Annotated in this window: 22 protein-coding genes; 8 read left to right on the forward strand and 14 right to left on the reverse strand. The window is 63.7% G+C overall.

Annotated features, from left to right (window positions below; genetic code table 11):
• Positions 1 to 70: 70 nt before the first annotated feature.
• The 3 genes from ACE3QM_RS10475 to rpe all read right to left on the reverse strand — a co-directional run bounded on the left by ACE3QM_RS10475 (position 71) and on the right by rpe (position 2,283).
• Positions 71 to 739, reverse strand: coding sequence for a phosphoglycolate phosphatase (locus ACE3QM_RS10475; RefSeq protein WP_374421637.1), 669 nt, complete (start codon positions 737 to 739; stop codon positions 71 to 73).
• Between the two features lie 78 nt (positions 740 to 817).
• Entirely contained in the window at positions 818 to 1,573 is a 756-nt protein-coding gene (locus ACE3QM_RS10480; protein WP_231460784.1) for an SDR family oxidoreductase, read from the reverse strand.
• 29 nt (positions 1,574 to 1,602) lie between these two features.
• Positions 1,603 to 2,283 (reverse strand): ribulose-phosphate 3-epimerase, encoded by a 681-nt coding sequence (rpe, locus tag ACE3QM_RS10485; RefSeq protein WP_374421638.1) that lies wholly within the window; start codon positions 2,281 to 2,283, stop codon positions 1,603 to 1,605.
• Positions 2,284 to 2,390: 107 nt separating this feature from the next.
• Here rpe and apaG point away from each other — a divergent pair, with 107 nt between their 5' ends.
• Positions 2,391 to 2,771 carry a Co2+/Mg2+ efflux protein ApaG gene (gene apaG / locus ACE3QM_RS10490; RefSeq protein WP_048411041.1) on the forward strand — a complete coding sequence of 127 codons (381 nt, stop codon included), beginning with the start codon at positions 2,391 to 2,393 and terminating at the stop codon, positions 2,769 to 2,771.
• Between the two features lie 192 nt (positions 2,772 to 2,963).
• Positions 2,964 to 4,757 (forward strand): ABC transporter ATP-binding protein/permease, encoded by a 1,794-nt coding sequence (locus ACE3QM_RS10495; RefSeq protein WP_374421639.1) that lies wholly within the window; start codon positions 2,964 to 2,966, stop codon positions 4,755 to 4,757.
• Positions 4,758 to 4,899: 142 nt separating this feature from the next.
• Here the strand turns inward: ACE3QM_RS10495 and ACE3QM_RS10500 are convergent, their stop codons facing one another.
• From ACE3QM_RS10500 to ACE3QM_RS10525, 6 genes are all read right to left on the reverse strand, one after another.
• Positions 4,900 to 5,295, reverse strand: coding sequence for a hypothetical protein (locus ACE3QM_RS10500; RefSeq protein WP_374421641.1), 396 nt, complete (start codon positions 5,293 to 5,295; stop codon positions 4,900 to 4,902).
• Between the two features lie 71 nt (positions 5,296 to 5,366).
• Positions 5,367 to 6,089 (reverse strand): metallophosphoesterase, encoded by a 723-nt coding sequence (locus tag ACE3QM_RS10505; protein WP_374421642.1) that lies wholly within the window; start codon positions 6,087 to 6,089, stop codon positions 5,367 to 5,369.
• A 133-nt stretch (positions 6,090 to 6,222) separates the two neighbouring features.
• Positions 6,223 to 6,888 (reverse strand): HD domain-containing protein, encoded by a 666-nt coding sequence (locus tag ACE3QM_RS10510; RefSeq protein WP_374421644.1) that lies wholly within the window; start codon positions 6,886 to 6,888, stop codon positions 6,223 to 6,225.
• A 104-nt stretch (positions 6,889 to 6,992) separates the two neighbouring features.
• Positions 6,993 to 7,919 carry a pseudouridine-5'-phosphate glycosidase gene (locus ACE3QM_RS10515; protein WP_374421645.1) on the reverse strand — a complete coding sequence of 309 codons (927 nt, stop codon included), beginning with the start codon at positions 7,917 to 7,919 and terminating at the stop codon, positions 6,993 to 6,995.
• Positions 7,920 to 7,944: 25 nt separating this feature from the next.
• Positions 7,945 to 9,027: a PfkB family carbohydrate kinase gene (locus ACE3QM_RS10520; protein WP_048411035.1), complete on the reverse strand. Its 1,083-nt coding sequence runs from the start codon at positions 9,025 to 9,027 to the stop codon at positions 7,945 to 7,947.
• A gap of 59 nt (positions 9,028 to 9,086) precedes the next feature.
• Positions 9,087 to 9,917 (reverse strand): GNAT family N-acetyltransferase, encoded by an 831-nt coding sequence (locus ACE3QM_RS10525; RefSeq protein WP_374421646.1) that lies wholly within the window; start codon positions 9,915 to 9,917, stop codon positions 9,087 to 9,089.
• 174 nt (positions 9,918 to 10,091) lie between these two features.
• On the opposite strand from ACE3QM_RS10525, the gene ACE3QM_RS10530 reads away from it, so the two are divergent.
• Positions 10,092 to 10,280 carry a putative motility protein gene (locus ACE3QM_RS10530; RefSeq protein ID WP_166450753.1) on the forward strand — a complete coding sequence of 63 codons (189 nt, stop codon included), beginning with the start codon at positions 10,092 to 10,094 and terminating at the stop codon, positions 10,278 to 10,280.
• 199 nt (positions 10,281 to 10,479) lie between these two features.
• Here the strand turns inward: ACE3QM_RS10530 and ACE3QM_RS10535 are convergent, their stop codons facing one another.
• From ACE3QM_RS10535 to trxB, 5 genes are all read right to left on the reverse strand, one after another.
• The gene (locus ACE3QM_RS10535) at positions 10,480 to 11,307 is read right to left on the reverse strand and encodes an alpha/beta hydrolase (protein ID WP_374421647.1); all 828 of its coding nucleotides are present in this window, start codon (positions 11,305 to 11,307) and stop codon (positions 10,480 to 10,482) included.
• The gene (locus ACE3QM_RS10540) at positions 11,307 to 12,710 is read right to left on the reverse strand and encodes a PhoH family protein (RefSeq protein ID WP_048411031.1); all 1,404 of its coding nucleotides are present in this window, start codon (positions 12,708 to 12,710) and stop codon (positions 11,307 to 11,309) included. Before ACE3QM_RS10540 ends, ACE3QM_RS10535 begins: the two co-directional genes overlap by 1 nt.
• A 60-nt stretch (positions 12,711 to 12,770) precedes the next feature.
• Positions 12,771 to 13,223 carry a peroxiredoxin gene (locus ACE3QM_RS10545; RefSeq protein WP_374421648.1) on the reverse strand — a complete coding sequence of 151 codons (453 nt, stop codon included), beginning with the start codon at positions 13,221 to 13,223 and terminating at the stop codon, positions 12,771 to 12,773.
• Positions 13,224 to 13,321: 98 nt separating this feature from the next.
• Positions 13,322 to 13,945, reverse strand: coding sequence for a Smr/MutS family protein (locus ACE3QM_RS10550; protein WP_374421649.1), 624 nt, complete (start codon positions 13,943 to 13,945; stop codon positions 13,322 to 13,324).
• Between the two features lie 4 nt (positions 13,946 to 13,949).
• On the reverse strand, positions 13,950 to 14,906 hold the full coding sequence (gene trxB, locus ACE3QM_RS10555) for a thioredoxin-disulfide reductase (protein WP_048411028.1): 957 nt from the start codon (positions 14,904 to 14,906) through the stop codon (positions 13,950 to 13,952).
• Between the two features lie 588 nt (positions 14,907 to 15,494).
• Here trxB and tig point away from each other — a divergent pair.
• The 5 genes from tig (at position 15,495) to ACE3QM_RS10580 (ending at position 21,753) form a co-directional block, all read left to right on the forward strand.
• Entirely contained in the window at positions 15,495 to 16,802 is a 1,308-nt protein-coding gene (gene tig / locus ACE3QM_RS10560) for a trigger factor (RefSeq protein ID WP_374421650.1), read from the forward strand.
• A gap of 18 nt (positions 16,803 to 16,820) precedes the next feature.
• The gene (clpP, locus tag ACE3QM_RS10565) at positions 16,821 to 17,453 is read left to right on the forward strand and encodes an ATP-dependent Clp endopeptidase proteolytic subunit ClpP (protein WP_269325881.1); all 633 of its coding nucleotides are present in this window, start codon (positions 16,821 to 16,823) and stop codon (positions 17,451 to 17,453) included.
• A gap of 19 nt (positions 17,454 to 17,472) precedes the next feature.
• Positions 17,473 to 18,747 (forward strand): ATP-dependent Clp protease ATP-binding subunit ClpX, encoded by a 1,275-nt coding sequence (gene clpX, locus ACE3QM_RS10570; RefSeq protein ID WP_048411025.1) that lies wholly within the window; start codon positions 17,473 to 17,475, stop codon positions 18,745 to 18,747.
• Between the two features lie 144 nt (positions 18,748 to 18,891).
• A complete protein-coding gene (gene lon, locus ACE3QM_RS10575; RefSeq protein WP_374421651.1) occupies positions 18,892 to 21,309 on the forward strand; it encodes an endopeptidase La in 2,418 nt (805 codons plus the stop codon).
• 174 nt (positions 21,310 to 21,483) lie between these two features.
• The gene (locus ACE3QM_RS10580) at positions 21,484 to 21,753 is read left to right on the forward strand and encodes an HU family DNA-binding protein (RefSeq protein WP_043572292.1); all 270 of its coding nucleotides are present in this window, start codon (positions 21,484 to 21,486) and stop codon (positions 21,751 to 21,753) included.
• The last annotated feature ends 99 nt before the right edge of the window (positions 21,754 to 21,852 follow it).

Below are 21,852 nucleotides of genomic sequence, written 5' to 3' on the forward strand. Positions count from 1 at the left end.
CCATCGGCATCCAAGCCGGTATCCTTGCATCATCATGAAGTTGTCATCCGTAAAAGAAATTATCAGCTGATCAGCTATTCTTCATCAAATCGTAAAGTTCGGCAATATTGGCCACCACCAGATCCGCGCCCAGCGCGGCGGCGTCGGCATAGCCGTAGCTGACGGCCACGGCGGCGCAGCCGGCATTGCGCGCGGCCAGCACGTCGTTGGCGGAGTCGCCCACCATCGCCATTTGCTCCGGGGCGATGCCCAAGACCTGGCAAACGTGCTGCAAGGGCAGCGCCGACGGTTTCTTTTCCGCCAGGGTGTCGCCGCCGATGATCAGGCTGAAGTGGTCGCGCAGGCCCAGCTGTTCCAGCAGCGGCAGCGCCAGCCGCTCGGATTTATTGGTGATCACCGCCAGCGGCAGCTGCAGCGCGCGCAACAGGCCCAGGCCGTCGGTCACGCCCGGATAGATGCTGGTGTTGTCGCTCAGGTGCTCGCGGTAGTACTGGATGAAGAAGACGTAGCCGCGTTCCCACAGCGCCGGATCAGCCTGGCCGTCGCGCTCATTGGTCAGCGCGCGGTGCACCAGGCTGGCGATGCCGTCGCCGACGTGCTCCTGGATGCGCAGCGCCGGCAGCGGCGGCAGGTCCAGGTGTTCGCGCATGGCGTTGGCGGCGGCGGCGAGATCGGGAATGGAGTTGACCAGGGTGCCGTCCAGATCGAAGGCGACGGCTTTGATGTGTTTCAGATTCATATGCGTTTCAGCGCGGCGGCCTTGGCCGCCGCTTGTGCTTGTCGCGCGCGTTTGCGCGCGGCGGATTGTAAACAGGCGTCAGCCCAGGTTGCGGATGTCCACCACGGCTTGCAAGCCAAAGGCCGGCGACAGCAGATGGTCGACGATGCGGCGCGCGGCGGCGGCCGGGGTGCTCAGTTCTCCGTCCGCCTTCAGCGCGTCGAAGCGGGCTTTCTGCGGAAACTGCTCGGTGTCGCTGCCGCGGATGCTGGCCTGCATCTCGGTGTCCACCACGCCGGGATAGAGCGCGACGATTTGCGCGGCGTTGGCCTGGCCGGCCTGTTCCACGGCCACGCTGCGGCTGAAGTGGTCCAGCCCGGCCTTGGTGGTGCAGTACACGCTCCAGCCCGGATAGGGCTTGGCCGCGGCGCCGGAGGATATGTTCAGGATGCGGCGGCGGGCCTTGAGGCCGGCGCTGGCGCGCAGCAGCGCGTCGGTGGCCAGCATGGGCGCGGCCAGATTGATCGCCAGCGCGCGCACCACGTCTTCGGCCGGGTAATGGCCAGCCTGGGCGATGGGCGTGACCACGCCGGCGTTGTTGATCAGATTGAGGCTGGCGCAATCGGCCGGCTTCAGTTGTTCCACCGCTGCGGCGATGGCGGGCGCCACCGCGGCGGCGTCGGCGAGGTCGACGTCGAGGGCGATCAGGCGCTCGGGGTAGCGGCGCGTCAGCGGCGCCAGCGCGTCCACGGCGCCGCGCGCCAGGCCGGCGACGCGGTAGCCGTCGGCGAGCAGGGCTTCGGTCAGCGCCAGGCCAAGGCCGCGCGAGGCGCCGGTCACGATGAAGGCATGCATAGTCTGTGCTCCTGGTTTGAGGGCCGGTTTCAGCGGAGTTGGGCCAGCTCGGCGCGCATCGCGTCGATCACGGTCTTGTAATCGGCCTGGCCGTAGATGGCGGACCCGGCGACGAAGGTGTCGGCGCCGGCCTCGGCCACCGCGCGGATATTGTCGGTCTTGATGCCGCCGTCCACTTCCAGCCAGATTTCTCCGCCGTGTTTGGCGGTGTATTCATCGATGCGGCGGCGCGCCTCGCGCACCTTGTTCAGCGCGTGCGGAATGAACTTCTGGCCGCCGAAGCCCGGGTTCACCGACATGATCAGCACCATGTCTATCTTGTCCATCACATGATCCAGATAGGACAGCGAGGTGGCCGGGTTGAACACCAGGCCGGCCTTGCAGCCGGCGTCCTTGATCAGGCCCAGCGTGCGGTCTATGTGCTCGGAGGCTTCCGGGTGGAAGGTGATGATGTCGGCGCCGGCCTTGGCGAAGGCGGCGGCCAGGCTGTCCACCGGCTTCACCATCAGGTGCACGTCGATGGGCGCGTTGCTGTGCGGACGGATGGCCTCGCACACCATAGGCCCTATGGTCAGGTTGGGCACATAGTGGTTGTCCATCACATCGAAATGGATGATGTCGGCGCCGGCGGCGATCACGTCGCGAACCTCTTGGCCAAGACAGGAAAAATCGGCGGAAAGAATGCTGGGGGCGATACGGAAAGTGCGCATAGGGCGTTGCTTTGGGCAAGGATGAACACGGGATGGCCACATTCTACCGCGCCAAATGCGGGACGTCGGGATAAAATAAAGCACAAACAACAAAAGGAGCGCAGAACATGGCGGAAAAAACCTACCGCGTCGAAGTCCAGGCCGAGCCGCATTACATCGAAGAGCAATCCAATATGGCCAACGACATCTATGTGTTCGGCTATCGCGTCCGCATCACCAATACCGGCAGCGAACCGGCGCAGCTGATCAGCCGCCACTGGATCATCGCGGACGCCAACGAGCAGGTGCAGGAAGTGCGCGGCATGGGCGTGGTGGGCGAGCAGCCGCGCATCGAGCCGGGCCAGTCCTTCGACTATTCCAGCGCCACCCACCTGAAAACCCCCTACGGTTCAATGAAGGGCAGCTACCAGTTCCTGGCCGACGACGGCAAGCGTTTCGAGGCGGAGATCCCCGAGATGAATCTGGTGGCGCCGCGCGTGCTGCACTAAAGCGCTCCCGCCGGCGGTGCTATTTTTCCCTTGGCCAGGTCCACCACACGATGAAGGTGGCCAAACCGCCGGCAATCGCCGCTTCCAGCAATAATATCCACATATCCGCTCTCCCTAGCGAGCGTTGATGATGTTCGCAAGACCGCTCAACTCTCACTTTGGAACAGCTTGTCGTCACAGGCAATCCCAAATATGCGTTTTACCCATTCCGGCCCGGCCCCGGGCAACCGCAACGACGCAGCGACGCTGAAGACGCTGCTGCCTTATCTGTGGGTGTTCAAGGGCCGCGTGCTGCTGGCGCTGTCTTGCATGATTCTGGCCAAGGTGGCCGCGGTCAGCGTGCCCTTGTACCTGAAAGACATCGTCGATCAACTCTCGGTGCCGGCCACCTTGCTGGCGCTGCCGGTACTGGCGCTGGCCGGCTATGGCTGTGCCCGCCTGCTGTCCAGCGTGCTGGGCGAACTGCGCGACGCGGTGTTCGCGCGGGTGATACAGGGCGCGGTGCGCAGCGTCGCGCGCGGGGTGTTCCAGCACCTGCTGCGGCTGTCATTGCGTTTTCATCTGGAACGCCAGACCGGTGGCATGAGCCGCGACATCGAGCGTGGCACCAAGGGCATAGGCTTTCTGCTGAACTTCACTGTGTTCAACATCCTGCCCACGCTGCTGGAAATCGGCATGGTCACCGCCATCCTGCTGCACCGCTACGCCTGGCCGTTCGCGCTGGTGACTTTCGCCACCATCGCCGTCTACATCGCCTTCACCCTGGTGGTGACCGAGTGGCGCACCGTCTACCGCCGCAGCATGAACGACCTGGACTCCAAGGCCAACGCCAAGGCGATAGACGCGCTGCTCAATTACGAGACGGTCAAATACTTCAATAATGAAGGCTACGAGGCGGCGCGCTACGACAAGAATCTGGCGGCCTGGGAGGCGTCGGCGATCAAGAACCAGGTATCGCTGTCCATGCTCAACGCGGGTCAGGGCCTGATCATCGCCAGCGGCGTCACCCTGATCATGGTGCTGGCGGCGCGCGAAGTGGTGGCCGCGCGAATGACGGTGGGCGATGTGGTGCTGGTGGCCACCTTCATCACCCAACTGTACGCGCCCTTGAACTTCCTCGGCTTCGTCTACCGCGAGATCAAGCATTCGCTGGCCGATATCGAGCGCATGTTCTCGTTGCTGGGAGCGAATGAAGAAGTGGCGGACGTGGAAGGGGCGGCCACGCTGGCCGCGCCGGCGGCCTCGGTACGCTTTGAACAGGTGGGCTTCGCTTACGAGAGCAAGCGCCGGATTCTGAGCGAGGTCAGCTTCGAGATTCCGGCCGGCAAGACATTGGCGGTGGTGGGCGCCAGCGGCGCCGGCAAATCCACGCTGTCGCGGCTGCTGTTCCGCTACTACGACGTCAGCCAGGGCCGCATCCTAGTCAATGGCCGAGATATCCGCGAACTGAGCCAGGACAGCTTGCGCGCTCATATCGGCATCGTGCCGCAGGACACGGTGCTGTTCAACGACACGGTGTATTACAACATTGCCTATGGCCGGCCCGGCGCCAGCCGCGAGCAAGTGATGGAAGCGGCCAAGTCCGCGCACATCCACGGTTTCGTCAGCGGCCTGCCGGATGGTTACGACACCATGGTGGGCGAGCGCGGACTCAAGCTGTCCGGCGGCGAAAAGCAGCGGGTGGCGATTGCGCGCACCATTCTGAAGAATCCGCCCATCCTGATCTTCGACGAGGCCACCAGCGCGCTGGACTCGCGCACCGAGAAGGCGATCCAGCGCGAGCTGGCGGAAATCTCCGCCAACCGCACCACGCTGATCATCGCCCATCGGCTGTCCACCATCGTTGACGCCGACCAGATCCTGGTGATGGAGGCCGGGCGCGTGCTGGAGCAGGGCAGCCACCGCGAGTTGCTGGAGCGTGGCGGGCGCTATGCCGAAATGTGGCGCTTGCAGCAGACGGAGCAGCCGGCGACCGACGACGCCTGAAAACCTATTTACGATCCGCTGCGCGTCGAGACATGTGGCACGGTGAGTACCGCTTCGAAATGCTCATGTACCACGAGTACATTCTGCTTTCTCAGCGCTTCTCGCCTTGTCTCGCTCTTGCTCGCGAGACTCTGAACAGGCTCTAAGGCCTTGGTTTTCCAGCGGCCTTGAGTTCGCTCATCGCCGCCAGCACGCTATCGGCCAGCGTCAGCATGCGCTGGCAGTCCGCGGCCTGGGGCAGGGAGGAGACGTCCAGCGTTGGTGACAGTGCTTGCAGAGCGCGGCGGGCGCTGGCGGCGACATCGGCGGCCAGATTGAAGTCGCCGGGCGACAGCACCCGGCCATTGCGGATTTTCTTGTAGTACACGGCCGCCATCTGCGCGTACTGCGACGCGGTCTGTTGCGCGTCCAGGCTGGGGTTCAGCGTATCCAGCAGCGCCATGATTTCGCGGCAGGCCTGTTCCGCTGAACTCCAGCGCTTGTCCTGCTGCTGGCGTTGCTGCGCCTGGGGCTTGCTCGCGGCTTTCTTGCTGGCCATCTGGGGCTCCTGGAGGAAAAGACAGAGCGCCGCATTCTAGCCATCCCGGCCGCGGCGCGCCAGCGGCCCGTTCAATGCAGCTGGAACTCCATCAGCCCATGCTCTTCGCTGGGCAGCGATAATTCGACGAAATCATTCAGGCAAAACAAGGTCAGCTTGCCGCCATAGACCGCGCCGGTATCCAGGTTCAGCACATTGTCGAAACGGGTGGCGCTGGTCTGCGGAGTGTGGCCAACCAGCAGCAGCTCGACGCCGCTGACCACGCCGCCGCGGCCATTGCGCGCGCGTTCGCGCGACCACAGCGCGGTGTTGCGGCTGGCGTCCGGCAGGGTGCCGTTTTCCAGACCCGCGACCAGGGCGTCCCAGTCATTGTCCGGGCAATCGGCGTGCACCACGCCTATCCTGCCGCCAGCGCCGTCGGCGATCTCTATCGCGTAGGGCAGGCGCTGAAAGGCTGCGAGGCAGGCTAGTCGCTGCGCCGTGGGCAGGGCCAGTAGCCAGGAGCCGCCATTGTTGACGTGGCGGATCTCGGCCTGCTTGTCGCCCAGCAGCGAATCGATCGCCAATTGCTCGTGATTGCCGCGCACCGCGTGGAACCACGGTTGCGCCAGCCACTCCAGCACCGCGGCGCTGTCGGCGCCGCGGTCCACCATGTCGCCGACCGAGAACAGCCGGTCGCATGTGGGATTGAAGGCGGCCATTTTCAACAGCCGCGACAGTTGACGGAAGCAGCCGTGGATATCGCCTACCACCCAGTCGCGGCCTTGGGTATTGCGTTGCAGCTTCAGAATCATGCTTGAACTCGGGGGTGGGGTGCGGATATTTTGCGCCATGCCGATGGTTTTGTCATCGTATTGATAGTTTCCAAACTAGAACTATTTTTGTTTGACTATCAGTGGCTTAGCGAGTTCTGTGGCGAGTCTGAGCTTAGCCGGTCAGCCATTCCTGGCAGAATTGCCGGCGGAATTCGAACAGCGCTTGCAGCCGCTGCTCCGCCATTTTCCTGCCGGCCTCGGTCTGCATCATGCCTGGCAATTTAGCCAGTTTTACCTCGATATGGTCCAGCGCCCAGCGGCGGTCGTCCAGCTCGCGGTCTGCGCCCTCAGGGTCCAGCGGGTGGGCCAGCGCGGAATCCATGCGGCCAGCGGTGTAGAACAGCCGCGCCAGTCCGATGGCGCCCAGCGCGTCCATGCGATCGGCGTCCTGCACGATGCGCGCCTCCAGGCTTTGCGGCGCGATAGCGGCGCTGAAGCTGTGCGCTTCGATGGCGTGGGCGACGCCGTCGAGCTTGTGCTGCGGAAAGTCGTCGGCGGCCAGCAGCGCGCGGGCGCGCGTGGCGGCCTGGCGCGAGGCTAGATGGCGCTCCGGGTGGTTCTTGGGCAGGTTGACCAGGTCATGCAGATAGCAGGCGGCCAGCACGGTCAGCGCGTCGGCTTCGGGGTGGGCGTCCAGCAACTGGCGGGCGCAGGCCCAGACGCGGTGGAAGTGGTTGAGGTCGTGGGCGCCGTCGTCGTCGCCCGGCTGTTGCAGCAGCAACTGGATCAGGCGTTGGCGCCAGTTTTCCAGCGGGGTATCGCTAAGGGGGTGGCTCATTGCGGCGGTGGTGGGTTGGGGCAGAGGATTACAGCCCCAATCCGCACCGCCGTCAAGCCGGCGTTAAAAGCCGGTTCAATGTGTCGTTCTTGCTCGCGAGGCGCTTAGCCGGCGCTCAGCTCGCAGTAGCGCGCGGCGATCGCCGAGGCTAGGCGGGCGTTGTTCAGCACCAGCTGGATGTTGGCGGCCAGGCTGTTGCCGCCGGTCAGTTCGCAGACGCGGGCCAGCAGGAAGGGGGTGGATTCCTTGCCGGCCACGCCTTGCGCCTCAGCTTCGCCCAGAGCTTGTTCGATGGCGGCGTCGATCTTGTCGCGCGGCATCGCGTATTGCTCCGGAATCGGGTTGGCCACCACCACGCCGCCGCGCAGCTGCAGCTGCCACTTGGCCTGCATCGTGGCGGCGATGTCGGCGGCTTCGTCCAGACGGTGGTCCAGCTTGAAGGCGCTGTCGCGGGTGAAGAAGGCCGGCAGGTGGTCGCAGCGATGGCCGATGACCGGCACGCCATGGGTTTCCAGGTATTCCAGCGTCAGGCCCAGGTCCAGGATGGACTTGGCGCCGGCGCAGACCACGGCCACCGGGGTTTGCGCCAGTTCCTGCAGATCGGCGGACACGTCGAAGCTGCGCTCTGCGCCGCGGTGCACGCCGCCGATGCCGCCGGTGGCGAACACGCGGATGCCGGCCATCGCGGCGATGATCATGGTGGTGGCCACGGTGGTGGCACCGCTGCGCTTGCCGGCGACGATGAAGGGCAGGTCGCGGCGGCTGACCTTGGCGATGTCGCGACCGCCCTTGCCCAGGTATTCGATCTCGTCCGCGCTCAGGCCGGCTTTCAAGCGGCCGTCGATGATGGCGATGGTGGCCGGCACCGCGCCGTGGGCGCGGATTTCCGCTTCCACTTGCAGCGCGGTTTCCACGTTCTGCGGATAGGGCATGCCGTGGGAGATGATGGTGGACTCCAGCGCCACCACCGGGCGGTTGGCGGCCAGGGCGGCGGCGACTTCGGGATGGATGTCGAGATGGGCGTTGTGCATTGCGTGCTCCTTGTTGATGACGAGATCAGGCGTTCAGATAGGCTTCCACCGCCGCGCGCGACAGTGAGGGATTGTTGGTGGCGGCGGAGGAAAGCGTCAGCGCGGCGCAGCCGCGGGCGAAGCGCACGCTGTCCGCCAGCGGCAGTTCATTGAGCCAGCCCCAGGCCAGGCCGGCCATCAGCGCGTCGCCGGAACCGGTGGTGTTGACGATGGCGCAGTCCGGCGCGTCCAGCCAGCCGTCGCCGGCTTCGCCGCTGTAATAGATGCCGGCGCCGGCCATGCTCAGCACCACGCGGCGCACGCCCTGGCCATGGAACCAGCGCGCGGCGTCCGGCGCGTGTTCCGGCCGTTCCAGCGGCAGGCCGGACAAGGCGGCGGCTTCCAGGCGGTTGGGCTTCAAGGTGTGGATGCGCGACAGCCAGGGGCGAATGCGCTCGGCCTTGAACGCGGAGACCGGATCGATGAACAGCGGCTTGTCGCCGCTTTCGGCGATCAGCCAGGCCAGCGCGTCGGCGCATAGATTGGTGTCGGCCACCACCGCGCCGGCGTGGCGCACCAGCTCGCGCTGCGCTTGCAGCCGTTCCGGCGTCAGCCGCTTGAGGATATCCATGTCGTTGATGGCCAGCGCCATGTCGCCATCGGCCTGCTGGATGGACAGATAGGTGGAGGTGGCCGCGTCCGGCAGCGTCAGGCAGCCGCGCACGTCGACGCCGGCGCGCTGGGTGGCCTCCAGCAGCGAACGGCCGTGGATGTCGTCGCCCACCACCGAGACCAGCCGGCAGTCGGCGCCCAGCCGCGCCAGGTTTTCCGCGACGTTGCGCGCCACGCCGCCGGGCGAGCAGCGCACTTGACCGGGATTGGAGTCGCCGTGGCGCAGCGCGGCGGCGGCGCTGCCGACGATGTCCATATTGGCGCCGCCGACGGCGGCGATATAACGCTGCTCGGCCAGGATGTAGCCTTTGCCGCGGATATGCCCCTTTTGCACCAGATTCATGATGTGGCCGGCCACCGCCGAGCGGCTGATGCCTAGTTGATCCGCCAGCTCCTGCTGCGGGATCAGCGGATCCAGGCGCAGCAGAGAGAGGATTTGTTGTTCCCGCTCAGTCATCAAACATTTGTCCGTTTAGCAAACATTTGTTCGATATTACGGCATTGGCATGCCGGAGGTCAAGCGCGGCGCATCTCCCATTGCGACAGCCACAGCTGGCCGCCGCAGCCGCGCAGCAAGTCGGCCATCGCCTGATCGGCGGCGTCGATATTGTTGCAGCCGAGGCGCTCGGCGCCGATGGCCGCTTGCGTCGCGGCCAGCAACGAACGGGCGACGCCACGGCGTCGGCAGTCGGGGCGCACCGCCAGTTCTGCGATGTCGCCGGCGCTGGAGTGCAGGGCATAGCCGATCAGGGCGCCATTCCGCCGCGCGGTCAGCAAGCTCAGCGGCGGCCGCGCCCGTTGCAGGCTGTCGCGGCTATTGGGTATTGCCGGTTCGAAATCCAGCTCCCAACACGGCCATTCCTCCGGCTGGCCGTGTTGCAGCGTCCAGTCGCCGATCGGCGCGACGATGGCTTGTTCGATGCGGTAACAATCCAGCCGGCGATGCGCTTGAAAGCCGAGGCTGGTATAGGCGGCCAGCGCCGCGGCGTTGTCGGCGATCACTTCCAGCCGTTGGCGGCGGATGCCGCGGCTGGCCAGGCGCCGGCTCACCGCGGCGGCCATCGCCTGCAGCAGACCCCGACGGCGCGCGGCCGGCAGCACGCCGGTGGCGATGCAATAGCCGGCAGGGCCGCTCTCATCGCAATGGATGCCGGCCAGCCACAGGCCGACGAGAGCATCTCCTTGCCAGGCGCCGACGCTGAGTTCAGGCCGCCAGCCGCGACGGTGCAGCATGGCGGCCAGTTGTTCTTCGTCCATTCGCATCGGTACCAGATAGTCGTCGAAAGCCTGGGTGAAGGCTTGGTGGATCAGGGAAAAATGAGTGAGGGAAAGGCTGTGCAAACGCATGGACGCGGTCTCGGTGAATGCGGGGGGCGTCCGGCATTATGCCGTCCGCGTCGCATCGTGGCCCAGGGCTGTAGTGTATTGGATACAAAAGATTAAATTCGGCGATGACAGCCGGCGATGATGCGTCTAGACTGTAGCCATGCGCATTGTGCGTGTTTCAGAGGGAGGCGAAGCATGGATGGATTGAGTCAGATCAGTGGGCAGGGCGTGTCCAACAGCATCCAGATCTACGCATTGAAAAAAGCCATGTCGGCGCAGTCGCAGTCGGCTTTGAGCTTGGTGCAAGGCGCGTCCGACACTATGGCGCAGGCCCAGGCCAGCAATCCGGCCCATCTGGGGCAGAATATCGATACCCGCGCCTGAGACGGCGGGGTGACTGAAAAAGCGGCCTAGGCCGCTTTTTTTATTGTGGGGTTTCAGAACCTGCTCACGATCTCGCGAGCTAGGGCGAGACAAGGCGAAAACAGCTGAGGAAGCGGAATGTGCCCGTGACGCATGAGCATTTCGAAGCGGTGCTCACCGCGCCACGTCTCATGACGCGCAGCAGTGCGTAAACAGGTTCTCAGGCGCTGAGCGCCTGATTCCAGTCTTCCGGAAACTGCCGTTCCAGCCAGCTGGCCAGCCATTCCGCCGCGCTCTCCCAGCGCGTGTCCAGCATCATCATGTGGCCGAGATGGGGCAGGATGTCCGCCGCCACATCCAGCCGCCGCGCGGTGGCGACCACGTCTTCCGGCCCTACGAGCTTGTCCTCGGCTGCGCCCAGCACCAGCGCCGGCATCTTCGCCAGCGGCCGGTTGGCCAGCGGATTGACCAGGGTCATGTCCATCAAGGCGCGCTGGCTTTCCTGCTGGCAGCGGCTGATCAGCAGTTCCACCGCCGATTCCGGCGCATCCGGCGACAGCAGCATGTCTTTCAGTTCGACGAACTCCGGGTCGTACAGGCCGTGCTGGTACATATTGAGCTTGAGGAATAGCGCCGGCGCCTGCGTCAGCAGCCGCAGGCTGGACGAGGCGAGCCCGCCGGGCGGCACCGAGGCCAGCAAGGCGGCGCCGGGCAGTTTGTGGCGGCTCAGGTATTGCTGCGCGACAAAGCCGCCCATGGAATGGCCGACCATCACCGGCGCGGCCGGCAGTTGTTTGAGCGTTGTGTCGAGATTGCGCACATAATCGTCGACGCCGATCGCGGCCAGGTAGTCCCGACCCTCGCTGCCGCCGTGGCCTTCCAGGCTCAACGCCCAGCAATCGTAGCCTTGTCGGGCGAACCAGGGCATGAAATTCTCCCGCCAGCACCAGGCGCCGCAAAAGGCGCCATGCACGAACAACAACGGCGGCGCGAGACGCGCCGCCGTTGTCGCCGGAGCCTGATGCAGCAGTTCCAGGCGTGGATGCATCACAGCACTTCGGCCGCGTGGTCGGCCAGCCGCGAGCGCTCACCGCGCTGCAGCGTGATGTGGCCGGAATGCTCCCAGCCTTTGAAACGGTCTACCACATAGGTCAGGCCGGAGCTGCCCTCGGTCAGGTAGGGCGTGTCGATCTGCGAGATATTGCCCAGGCAGACCACCTTGGTGCCGGGGCCGGCACGGGTGATCAGCGTTTTCATCTGCTTGGGCGTCAGGTTCTGCGCCTCGTCTATGATCAGGTATTTATTCAGGAAGGTGCGGCCGCGCATGAAGTTCAGCGATTTGACCTTGATGCGGGAGCGGATCAGATCGCGGGTGGCGGCGCGGCCCCAGTCGCCGCCGTCGTCGTCGCTCTTGTTGAGCACATCCAGATTGTCTTCCAGCGCGCCCATCCACGGCGCCATCTTTTCTTCCTCGGTGCCGGGCAGGAAGCCGATGTCCTCGCCCACCGGCACGGTGACCCGGGTCATGATGATTTCCGAGTAAAGCTTCTGCTCCAGCGTCATCGCCAGGCCGGCGGCCAGCGTCAGCAGGGTCTTGCCGGTGCCGGCCTGGCCCAGCAGGGTGATGAAGTCCACTTCCGGGTCCATCAGCAGATTGAGGGCGAAATTCTGTTCGCGGTTGCGCGCGGTGATGCCCCAGACATTGTTCTTGTGATGGCTGTAATCCTTCAGCGTCTGCAGCACCGCGCTCTTGCCCTCCACCTGGGTCACGCGCGCCTGCAGCGGCTGGGCGCCTTCCTGCCATAGCATCTGGTTGACGTAGAGGTTCTGGCCGTCCGGGCCCTTGACCTGGTAGTAACTGCGCCCCTGTTCCTGCCAGGACTTCATGTCCTTGCCGTTGCGTTCCCAGAAGCTCTCGTCGATCTCGCGGGTGCCGGTGTAGAGCAGGTCGGTGTCTTCCAGCACCTTGTCGTTGAAGTAGTCTTCCGCGTCCAGGCCCAATGCGCGGGCCTTGATGCGCATATTGATGTCCTTGGACACCAGGATCACCGAGCGGCCGTGCTGCAGCTCCTTCAATGCCATCACGATGCCGAGGATCTGGTTGTCGGCCTTGCCCACCGGCAGCGACGGCGGCAGCACGCTGTGTATCGCCTGAGTCTGCAGGATCAGCTTGCCGGTGGCGGCGTCGCGGCTGGCGCTTTTCAGCGGTATGCCGGATTCGATCTCCGCTTCGGCTCCGCTGACGATCTCGTCCAGGAAGCGGCTGGCCTGACGGGCGTTGCGCGCCACTTCGGACATGCCCTTCTTGTGGGTGTCCAGTTCTTCCAGCGTGATGATGGGGATGAACACATCGTGTTCTTCGAAGCGATACAAGCAGGTGGGGTCGTGCAGCAATACGTTGGTATCGAGAACAAACAGCTTGCTGGCGCTGACTTTTTTGCGGCTGGCCATGATGATCCCCTGGTTTTATCGCGGGGCGGCCCGGAAGCCGGCCGGCCCCGACGCGGTTTTTTAGAGCGTCTTGACGAAGTCCAGCACCGCCCCGGCGTGGCCGGGCACTTTGACGCCGCGCCACTCGCGCGCGATGTCGCCGTTCCGGTCAATCACGAAGGTGCTGCGTTCAATGCCTCGGACTTGTTTGCCATACATATTCTTCATCTTGATGACGCCGAACAGATTGCAGACGGTCTCCTCTTGGTCGGACAGCAGTTCAAACGGCAGCTCCAGCTTGGCCTTGAAGTTTTCGTGGGACTTCAGGCCGTCGCGGGAAATGCCGACGACGACGGCGCCGGCCGCGGCGAATTCGGCATGGAGATCGCGGAAGTCCATGCTTTCATTGGTGCAGCCGGGCGTGTTGTCTTTGGGGTAGAAGTAGATCACCAGCGGCTTGGGGCTGGAGGACAGCTGAAACGAGACGCCGGCGGTGCCGGGCAGGGTGAAGTCGGGGCAAGCAGTGCCGGACATGCAATAACTCCTGTGGTGGAACTGGGTGGTGCGTCCGCCTTGTCTTGAGATTAGCGGATTACCGCCCGGTTAGACAATGGGAATGGGTAACGAAATTTTCACGGCGCGTGTTCGCGGCGCAGCAGCACCAGCAAGGCGCCGGCGCCGCCCATGGTTTCGCCGGCCTCGCAAAAGGCCAGCACATCGGGGTGGTGCTTGAGCCAGGCGCGCACCATGCGCTTGAGCACCGGCTGGCCGTTGGAGCCGAAGCCCTTGCCGTGTATCACTCGCACGCAAGGGCCGTGGCGCCGCGCCTGGTGCAGGAACAGCGCCAGCGCATCCTGGGCCTGGTAGCGGTCGCAGCCGTGCAGGTCGAGCTGGCGGCTGACCGGCCAGAAACCGGCGCGCAGTTTCTTCAGCGTGGCGGAGGGCATGCCTGGACGGGCGAAATGAGTGTCGATCTCGGCCGGTTCAAACCAGCCCACCATCTGCTGCAACAAGGCCTGCTGCACCGCCTCCGACGTCGTCTCGTGGGCGTGGCGGCGGCGCGGGTGCGGGCTGGGCTTGGCGCGCGGACTGGTATGGTGGCCATCCGGTTTCAGCGGCTTGACGTCGCGGAATAGCTGGCGGAAGTCCGGTTCCGGCTCGGCCGGCGGGGCGGCGGAAACGGAAACGCCAGCCGGCGCGCGGGAATCGCGCACCTGCTGGCGCAGGCCTTGCAGCGCTTTTTTGAACGCTTTCAAGTGTTTACTTCAGGCTGTCCAGATAACGTTCCGCGTCCAGGGCGGCCTGGCAGCCGGAAGCGGCGCTGGTCACCGCCTGGCGGTAGATGTGGTCCTGCACGTCGCCGGCGGCGAACACGCCCGCCACGCTGGTGGCGGTGGCGTTGCCTTCGCGGCCGCTCTTGGTGATCAGGTAGCCGGTGCCATCCATTTCCAGCTGGCCCTTGAAGATCTCGGTGTTGGGCTGGTGGCCGATGGCGACGAACAGGCCCAGCACCTTGATCTCTTCGGTGCTGCCGTCCTGCATGGACTTCAGGCGCAGGCCGGTGACGCCGGAATCATCGCCCAGCACTTCGTCCAGGGTAGCGTTCAGCTTCAGGCTGATCTTGCCCTCCTTGACGCGGTCCATCAGCTTGTCGATCAGGATCTTCTCGGCGCGGAAGGTGTCGCGGCGATGGATCAGGGTCACGTGCTTGGCGATATTGGCCAGGTACAGTGCTTCCTCGACCGCGGTGTTGCCGCCGCCGATCACCGCCACGTCCTGGTTGCGATAGAAGAAGCCGTCGCAGGTGGCGCAGGCGGACACGCCCTTGCCCTTGAACGCCTCTTCGGAGGCCAGGCCCAGGTATTTGGCCGAGGCGCCGGTGGCGATGATCAGCGCGTCGCAAGTGTATTCGCCGGCGTCGCCGACCAGGCGGATCGGCTTCTCGTGCAGATGGGTGGTGTGGATGTGGTCGAACAGGATCTCGGTGCCGAAGCGCTCGGCGTGCTGCTGAAAGCGCTGCATCAGTTCCGGGCCCATCACGCCGGCCGCGTCCGCGGGCCAGTTGTCCACGTCGGTGGTGGTCATCAGCTGGCCGCCTTGCGCCAGGCCGGTCACCAGCACCGGCTTCAGGTTGGCGCGCGCGGCGTAAACGGCGGCGGTGTAGCCGGCGGGGCCGGAACCCAGAATCAGCAGGGGACTGTGGCGAGTCGTGGTCATGATGTTTTCCTGTGTGAAAAGCGGGTAATGAAACCGATTGCGTCGAACCGGACGGCCTGATTGGAGCCGTGGTTGAGTCGTTCAGTTCTGAAGTATGGTGCCTGTCCGCCGGAATCCAAGAGCGGACTCTTTCGGACAGCGCGCGCGCCGGGCGCGGGCGTTTCGGCTGACAATATACAAGAGCGGCGGGGCAAGGTTAAGCGTTCGCTTGATTGGAATATTCAACATTGCTGATTGAAATCTTTTATCGGCGTGTCGCCGCCGGCCTATCAGCCTGACCTGTCTCTGTTCAAAATCACGCGCGCATTCATCCGTCGATTCAAAAACTTGGCTTGCGCGCGGCGCCGGCGGCGCCCGCGGCGAGCCCGCCGTCCTGCGCTGGCCGCGACGCCGGGCTGGCCGGGCGGCTACTTGCCAGCGCGGGCCGCGTGCTATACTGTCCGCTTTCGCGTTGGGTGCGCGGTGTAACTCCGCGCAGCGCCACTTGGAGGTGCGGTAATGGAGATGCGGCAATGCCCGCCGAGTCCGCCTATCCGTGGCGTCGTACCGTCCCAGATGACTAAACCTGTCACACACTAAGGATTTAACATGCAAGTACAGCTGGAAACATTGAGCAATCTTGAGCGCCGCATGAACATCGCCCTGCCGCTGGCAGCCATCGACGCGCAAGTGGCCGAGCGCCTGAAGCGCGTAGCCCGCAACGCCAAGATCCAAGGTTTCCGCCCGGGCAAGGCTCCGTTGAAGATCGTGGAAATGAACTACGGCGCCCAGGTGCGTGAAGAAGTGATGGGTGAACAGGTTCAACAGGGTTTCTACTCCGCCGTGAGCGAGCAGAAGCTGCGCGTTGCCGGCTACCCGCGCTTTGAGCCGGTAGCCGCCGGCGACGACAAGGAAAGCTTCAAGTTCGCCGCTACTTTCGAGGTTTACCCGGAAGTGAAGGTAGGCGAACTGGCCGGCAAGGAAATCGAGAAGCCGCTGACCCCGGTGAGCGACGCCGAGATCGAGAAAACCATCGACATCCTGCGCAAGCAGCGCACTCGCTACAACCGCGTTGAGCGCGAAGCCGCCGCCGGCGACCGCGTGATCATCGACTTCAAGGGCGCCATCGACGGCGTGGCCTTCGAAGGCGGCTCTTCCGAGAACTTCCCCTTCGTGCTGGGCCAGGGCCAGATGCTGGCCGAGTTCGAAGCCGGCGTCACCGGCATGAAGGAAGGCGAGATCAAGAGCGTGGAAGTGAGCTTCCCCGAGGACTACCATGGCAAGGACGTGGCCGGCAAAACCGCCGTGTTCGAGATCCTGCTGAAGAACGTGGCTGAAGCCGTGCTGCCGGAAGTGAACGATGAGTTCGCCAAGCAACTGGGCATCACCGACGGCGACGTGGAAAAAATGCGCGCCGAAATCCGCAAGAACGTCGAGCGCGAAGTGAAGCGCCGCCTGCAGGCCCGCACCAAGGAAAACGTGATGCAGGCGCTGCTGGACGCCACCGAGATCGAACTGCCGAAAGCCCTGGTCAGCCTGGAAATCGGCCGTCTGGTCGAGCAGGCCCGTCGCGACATGCAACAGCGCGGCATGAACGTCAAGGACATGCCGTTCCCGCCGGAACTGTTCGCTCAGCAAGCCGAGCGCCGCGTGGCCCTGGGTCTGATCCTGTCCGAAGTAGTGGAATCCAACAAGCTGGAAGCCAAGCAGGACCAAATCAAGGCCATGATCACCGAGTTCGCCGACAGCTACGAAGATCCGGCTGAAGTGCTGACCTGGTACTACGCCAGCCCGGATCGCCTGGAAGGCCCGACCTCCATGGTCCTGGAAGACAATGTGGTTGAATTTGTGCTGTCCAAGGCCAATGTTGTAGAGAAAGAATTGTCCTTCGATGCCCTGATGGGCAACAACGCCTGATAACAGCTGGAGTGGCCGATGAAATCGATGATGGAACCTCAAGGTCTGGGCCTGGTGCCCATGGTGGTGGAACAAAGCGGCCGCGGCGAGCGCGCGTATGACATCTACTCGCGTCTGCTGAAGGAACGCATCGTGTTCCTGGTGGGCCCTGTCACGGATGAGTCGGCCAACCTGGTTGTGGCGCAGATGTTGTTCCTTGAGTCGGAAAACCCGGACAAGGACATTCACTTCTACATCAACTCGCCGGGTGGGTCGATTACCGCGGGCATGTCCATTTACGACACGATGAACTTCATCAAGCCGGATGTCTCCACCCTGTGCATCGGCCAGGCCGCCAGCATGGGCGCTTTCCTGCTCGCCGCCGGCGCCGCGGGCAAGCGTTTCGCGCTGGCCAACAGCCGGGTGATGATTCACCAGCCGCTGCTGTACGGCGGCGGCCTGTCCGGCCAGGTCACCGATATCGAAATCCATGCGCGTGAACTGGTCAAGGTCAAGGCCAAGATGAACGAACTGCTGGCCAAGCATAGCGGCCAGCAGCTGGAGCGCGTGGTGGCCGACACCGAGCGCGACAACTTCATGTCCGCCGACGAGGCACAGGCTTACGGCTTGATCGACAAAGTGCTGACGTCCCACAAGGACGTGACAGCTTAAGGAGCGATGGAATCCGCCAATGGCTGACAAGAACAGCAATGAAAAGCTTCTCTACTGCTCTTTCTGCGGCAAGAGCCAGCATGAAGTCCAGCGCCTGATCGCAGGGCCGCAGGTCTTCATCTGCAACGAATGCGTCGAGCTGTGCAACGACATCATTCGCGAGGAGCTGGAGAAGGGCGTCGGCGATGCCGCGTCCGTCTCCGAAGACCGTCCGCTGCCGACGCCGCAGGAAATCCGTGCGGACCTGGACCAGTACATCATTGGCCAGGACTTCGCCAAGAAGACCCTGTCGGTGGCGGTGTACAACCACTACAAGCGTCTGAACAGCCCGGCCAGCAAGAACGAGGTCGAGCTGGCCAAGAGCAACATCCTGCTGATCGGCCCGACCGGCTCCGGCAAGACCCTGCTCGCCCAGTCGCTGGCGCGTTTGCTGGACGTGCCCTTCGTCATCGCCGACGCCACCACGCTGACCGAAGCGGGTTATGTGGGCGAGGATGTCGAGCACATCATCCAGAAGCTGCTGCAGAAGTGCGATTACGACGTGGACAAGGCCCAGCGCGGCATTGTCTACATCGACGAGATCGACAAGATCTCGCGCAAGTCTGAAAACCCGTCCATCACCCGCGACGTATCGGGCGAGGGCGTGCAGCAGGCGCTGTTGAAGCTGATCGAGGGCACCGTGGCCTCGATTCCGCCGCAGGGCGGCCGCAAGCATCCGAACCAGGAATTCATCCAGGTGGACACCACCAATATCCTGTTCATTTGCGGCGGCGCTTTCGACGGGCTGGAGAAGATCATTCGCCAGCGCTCGGAAAAGGGCGGCATAGGCTTCGGCGCCGACATCAGCTCCAAGGACGACGGCAAGAGCCTGTCCATGCTGTTCCAGGAAGTGGAGCCGCAGGATCTGATCCGTTTCGGTCTGATTCCGGAACTGATCGGCCGCCTGCCGGTGGCCGCGACGCTGGAGGAGCTGGACGAGGAAGCGCTGGTCACCATCCTGACCCAGCCGAAGAACGCGCTGATCAAGCAGTACCAGAAGCTGTTCTCGATGGAGTCGGTGGAGCTGGAAGTGCGTCCGTCCGCCTTGCGCGTGATCGCCAAGCAGGCGCTGAACCGCAAGACCGGCGCGCGCGGCCTGCGTTCCATTCTGGAACGGGCGCTGCTCGACACCATGTACGAGCTGCCGTCCATGGCCGACGTGGAAAAAGTGGTGGTGGATGAAAAGGTTATCGACAAGGGCGACAAGCCGCTGTTCATCTATCGCGACAAGGACGATAAGGCGCAGTCGGCCTGATAGACCGCCGCGCTTCCGGAGACCGCCCAAACCGGGCGGTTTTTTATTTGTAGAGCCGGAAATCTGATTTAGTATGGGGGTGTTGAATTTTGTCGTCCGCCCCCCCATCTCCCAAGCATTGTTTCATAAGCAAGGTTAGGTGATATGCCGCAACCCGCAGAACTCAAAGAAGAAGCCACGCTGCCATTGCTGCCGCTGCGCGACGTGGTGGTCTTCCCCCATATGGTGATCCCGCTGTTCGTCGGCCGCGCCAAATCCATCCGCGCGCTGGAGCTGGCGATGGACGAGGGCAAGCAAATCCTCTTGGTGGCCCAGCGCTCGGCCTCCAAGGACGAGCCGTCCGCCGACGACCTGTATCAGGTCGGCACCATCGCCTCGGTATTGCAGATGCTCAAGCTGCCGGACGGCACCGTCAAGGTGCTGGTCGAAGGCCGCCAGCGCGCGATGATCGAATCGGTGGGCGAAGAGGACGAATGCTTCGTCGGCGCCTTCAAGCCACTGAGCCCGGAGGCCGAGGAATCGACCGAGACCGAGGCGATGCGCCGCGCGCTGCTCGCCCAGTTCGAGCAGTACGTCAAGCTGAACAAGAAAATCCCGCCCGAGGTGTTGAACTCGCTGGCCGGCATCGACCGCGCCGGCCGCATGGCCGACACCATCATCGCCCACTTGCCGCTGAAGCTGGAGCAGAAGCAGGAAGTGCTGGAGATGTTCGATGTGCAGCAGCGCCTCGAGCATCTGATGTCGCAGCTGGAAGGCGAGATCGACATCCTGCAGGTGGAAAAGCGCATCCGCGGCCGCGTCAAGCGGCAGATGGAAAAGAGCCAGCGCGAGTACTACCTGAACGAGCAGGTCAAGGCGATCCAGAAAGAGCTCGGCGAGATGGACGAGGTCAGCGACCTCGACGAGCTGGAAAACAAGATCAAGGCCGCCGGCATGAGCAAGGAAGGCCGCGAAAAGGCGATGTCCGAGCTCAAGAAGCTGCGCATGATGTCGCCGATGTCGGCGGAAGCCACCGTGGTGCGCAACTACATCGACACCCTGCTTGAGCTGCCGTGGAAGAAGAAGACCAAGATCAGCAAGGACGTGGCCAAGGCCGAGGAAGTGCTGGACGAGGATCACTTCGGCCTGGAAAAGGTCAAGGAACGCATTCTGGAGTACCTGGCGGTGCAACAGCGCGTCGACAAGCTCAAGGCGCCCATTCTGTGCCTGGTGGGACCGCCGGGCGTGGGCAAGACCTCGCTGGGCCAGTCGCTGGCGCGCGCCACCAACCGCAAGTTCGTGCGCATGGCGCTGGGCGGGGTGCGCGACGAGTCCGAGATCCGCGGCCATCGCCGCACCTATATCGGCTCGATGCCGGGCAAGGTGCTGCAGAACATGAGCAAGGCGGCGGTGAAGAACCCCTTGTTCCTGCTGGACGAAGTGGACAAGATGGGCGCGGACTTCCGCGGCGATCCGTCGTCGGCCTTGCTGGAGGTGCTGGATCCGGAACAGAACCACTCCTTCATCGACCACTACGCTGAAGTCGAATTCGACCTGTCCGATGTGATGTTCGTCGCTACCGCGAACTCGTTGAACATTCCGCCGGCGCTGCTGGACCGGATGGAGATCATTCGCCTCGCCGGCTACACCGAGGACGAGAAGGTCAATATCGCCACCAAATACCTGTTGCCCAAGCAGATGAAGGCCAACGGCGTGCAGGAGGGCGAGCTGGCGGTGCAGGAGTCGGCGCTGCGCGACATCGTGCGCTACTACACCCGTGAAGCCGGCGTGCGCAGCCTGGACCGCGAAATCGCCAAGATCTGCCGCAAGGTGGTGACCAGCGCCTCGCTGAAGGCCGGCAAGGCGGCCAAGGTGACGGTCAGCGGCCGCAACCTGGACAAATACCTGGGCGTGCGCCGTTTCGATTACGGCATCGCCGAGGACGAGAACCGCATCGGCCAGGTCACCGGCCTGGCTTGGACCGAGGTGGGCGGCGAATTGCTGACCATCGAGGCGGTGTCGCTGCCGGGCAAGGGCAATATCATCCGCACCGGCCAGCTGGGCGAGGTGATGCAGGAATCCATCACCGCGGCGATGAGCGTGGTGCGCAGCCGCGCGCGTTCGCTGGGCATCAAGCCGGACTTCTACGAGAAGAGCGATATGCACATCCACGTGCCGGAAGGGGCGACGCCGAAAGACGGCCCCAGTGCCGGCATCGCGATGACCACGGCCCTGGTGTCCGTCCTGACCGGCATTCCGGTGCGCGCCGATGTGGCGATGACCGGCGAGATCACGCTGCGCGGCGAAGTGCTGCCCATCGGCGGCCTGAAGGAAAAGCTGCTGGCCGCGCATCGCGGCGGGATCAAGCATGTGTTGATCCCCAAGGGCAATGAAAAAGATTTGGTTGAAATTCCCGCCAATATCAAGCATAAAATCGAAATCCATGCCGTTAAGTGGATAGACGAAGTCTTGGCCTTGGCGTTGGAGCGACAGCCGGAGCCTTTGTCGGAAGAAGAAAAGCCGGCGGAGGAGTTGCGAGCGACGCAGGAGGCAGCGCAAGGCGTGTCCGTGATGAAGCATTAAGAATCATGGCCTTAGCCGAACGTTGAATAACTTGTGTTCAAGCGGCTTTCCAGCGGGTTTGCGAAATGGCAAAATGCCCGTCAAAGCCGCTTGACACAAGGATTTCGCCCTTGCTATAAAGCAAGCGGTTTTTATCCGAATTACGTAGACCGAGAACGACGAAAGGGGACTTACGTGAACAAGTCTGAACTGATTGATGCTATTGCCGCTGAGGCCGATATCTCCAAGGCTGCCGCCGCCAAGGCGCTGGATGGCATGGTGGCTGCTGTAACCGACGCTCTGAAAAAGGGCGACACCGTGACGCTGGTGGGCTTCGGCACTTTCTACGTTGGCGAGCGCGCAGAACGCAGCGGCCGCAACCCGAAAACCGGCGAAACCATCAAGATCCCGGCAGCACGTTCGCCGAAGTTCCGTGCTGGCAAGGCACTGAAAGACGCGCTATAATTAGCGGCCTTGGCAGCCTCTAAGGGCTGGCAAGGTGTTTCGAGGGGCGTTTAGCTCAGTTGGTAGAGCGTCTGCCTTACAAGCAGAATGTCGGCGGTT

Origin of the sequence: Chromobacterium sp., assembly GCF_041912965.1 — a bacterium.
Taxonomy (GTDB): domain Bacteria; phylum Pseudomonadota; class Gammaproteobacteria; order Burkholderiales; family Chromobacteriaceae; genus Chromobacterium; species Chromobacterium aquaticum.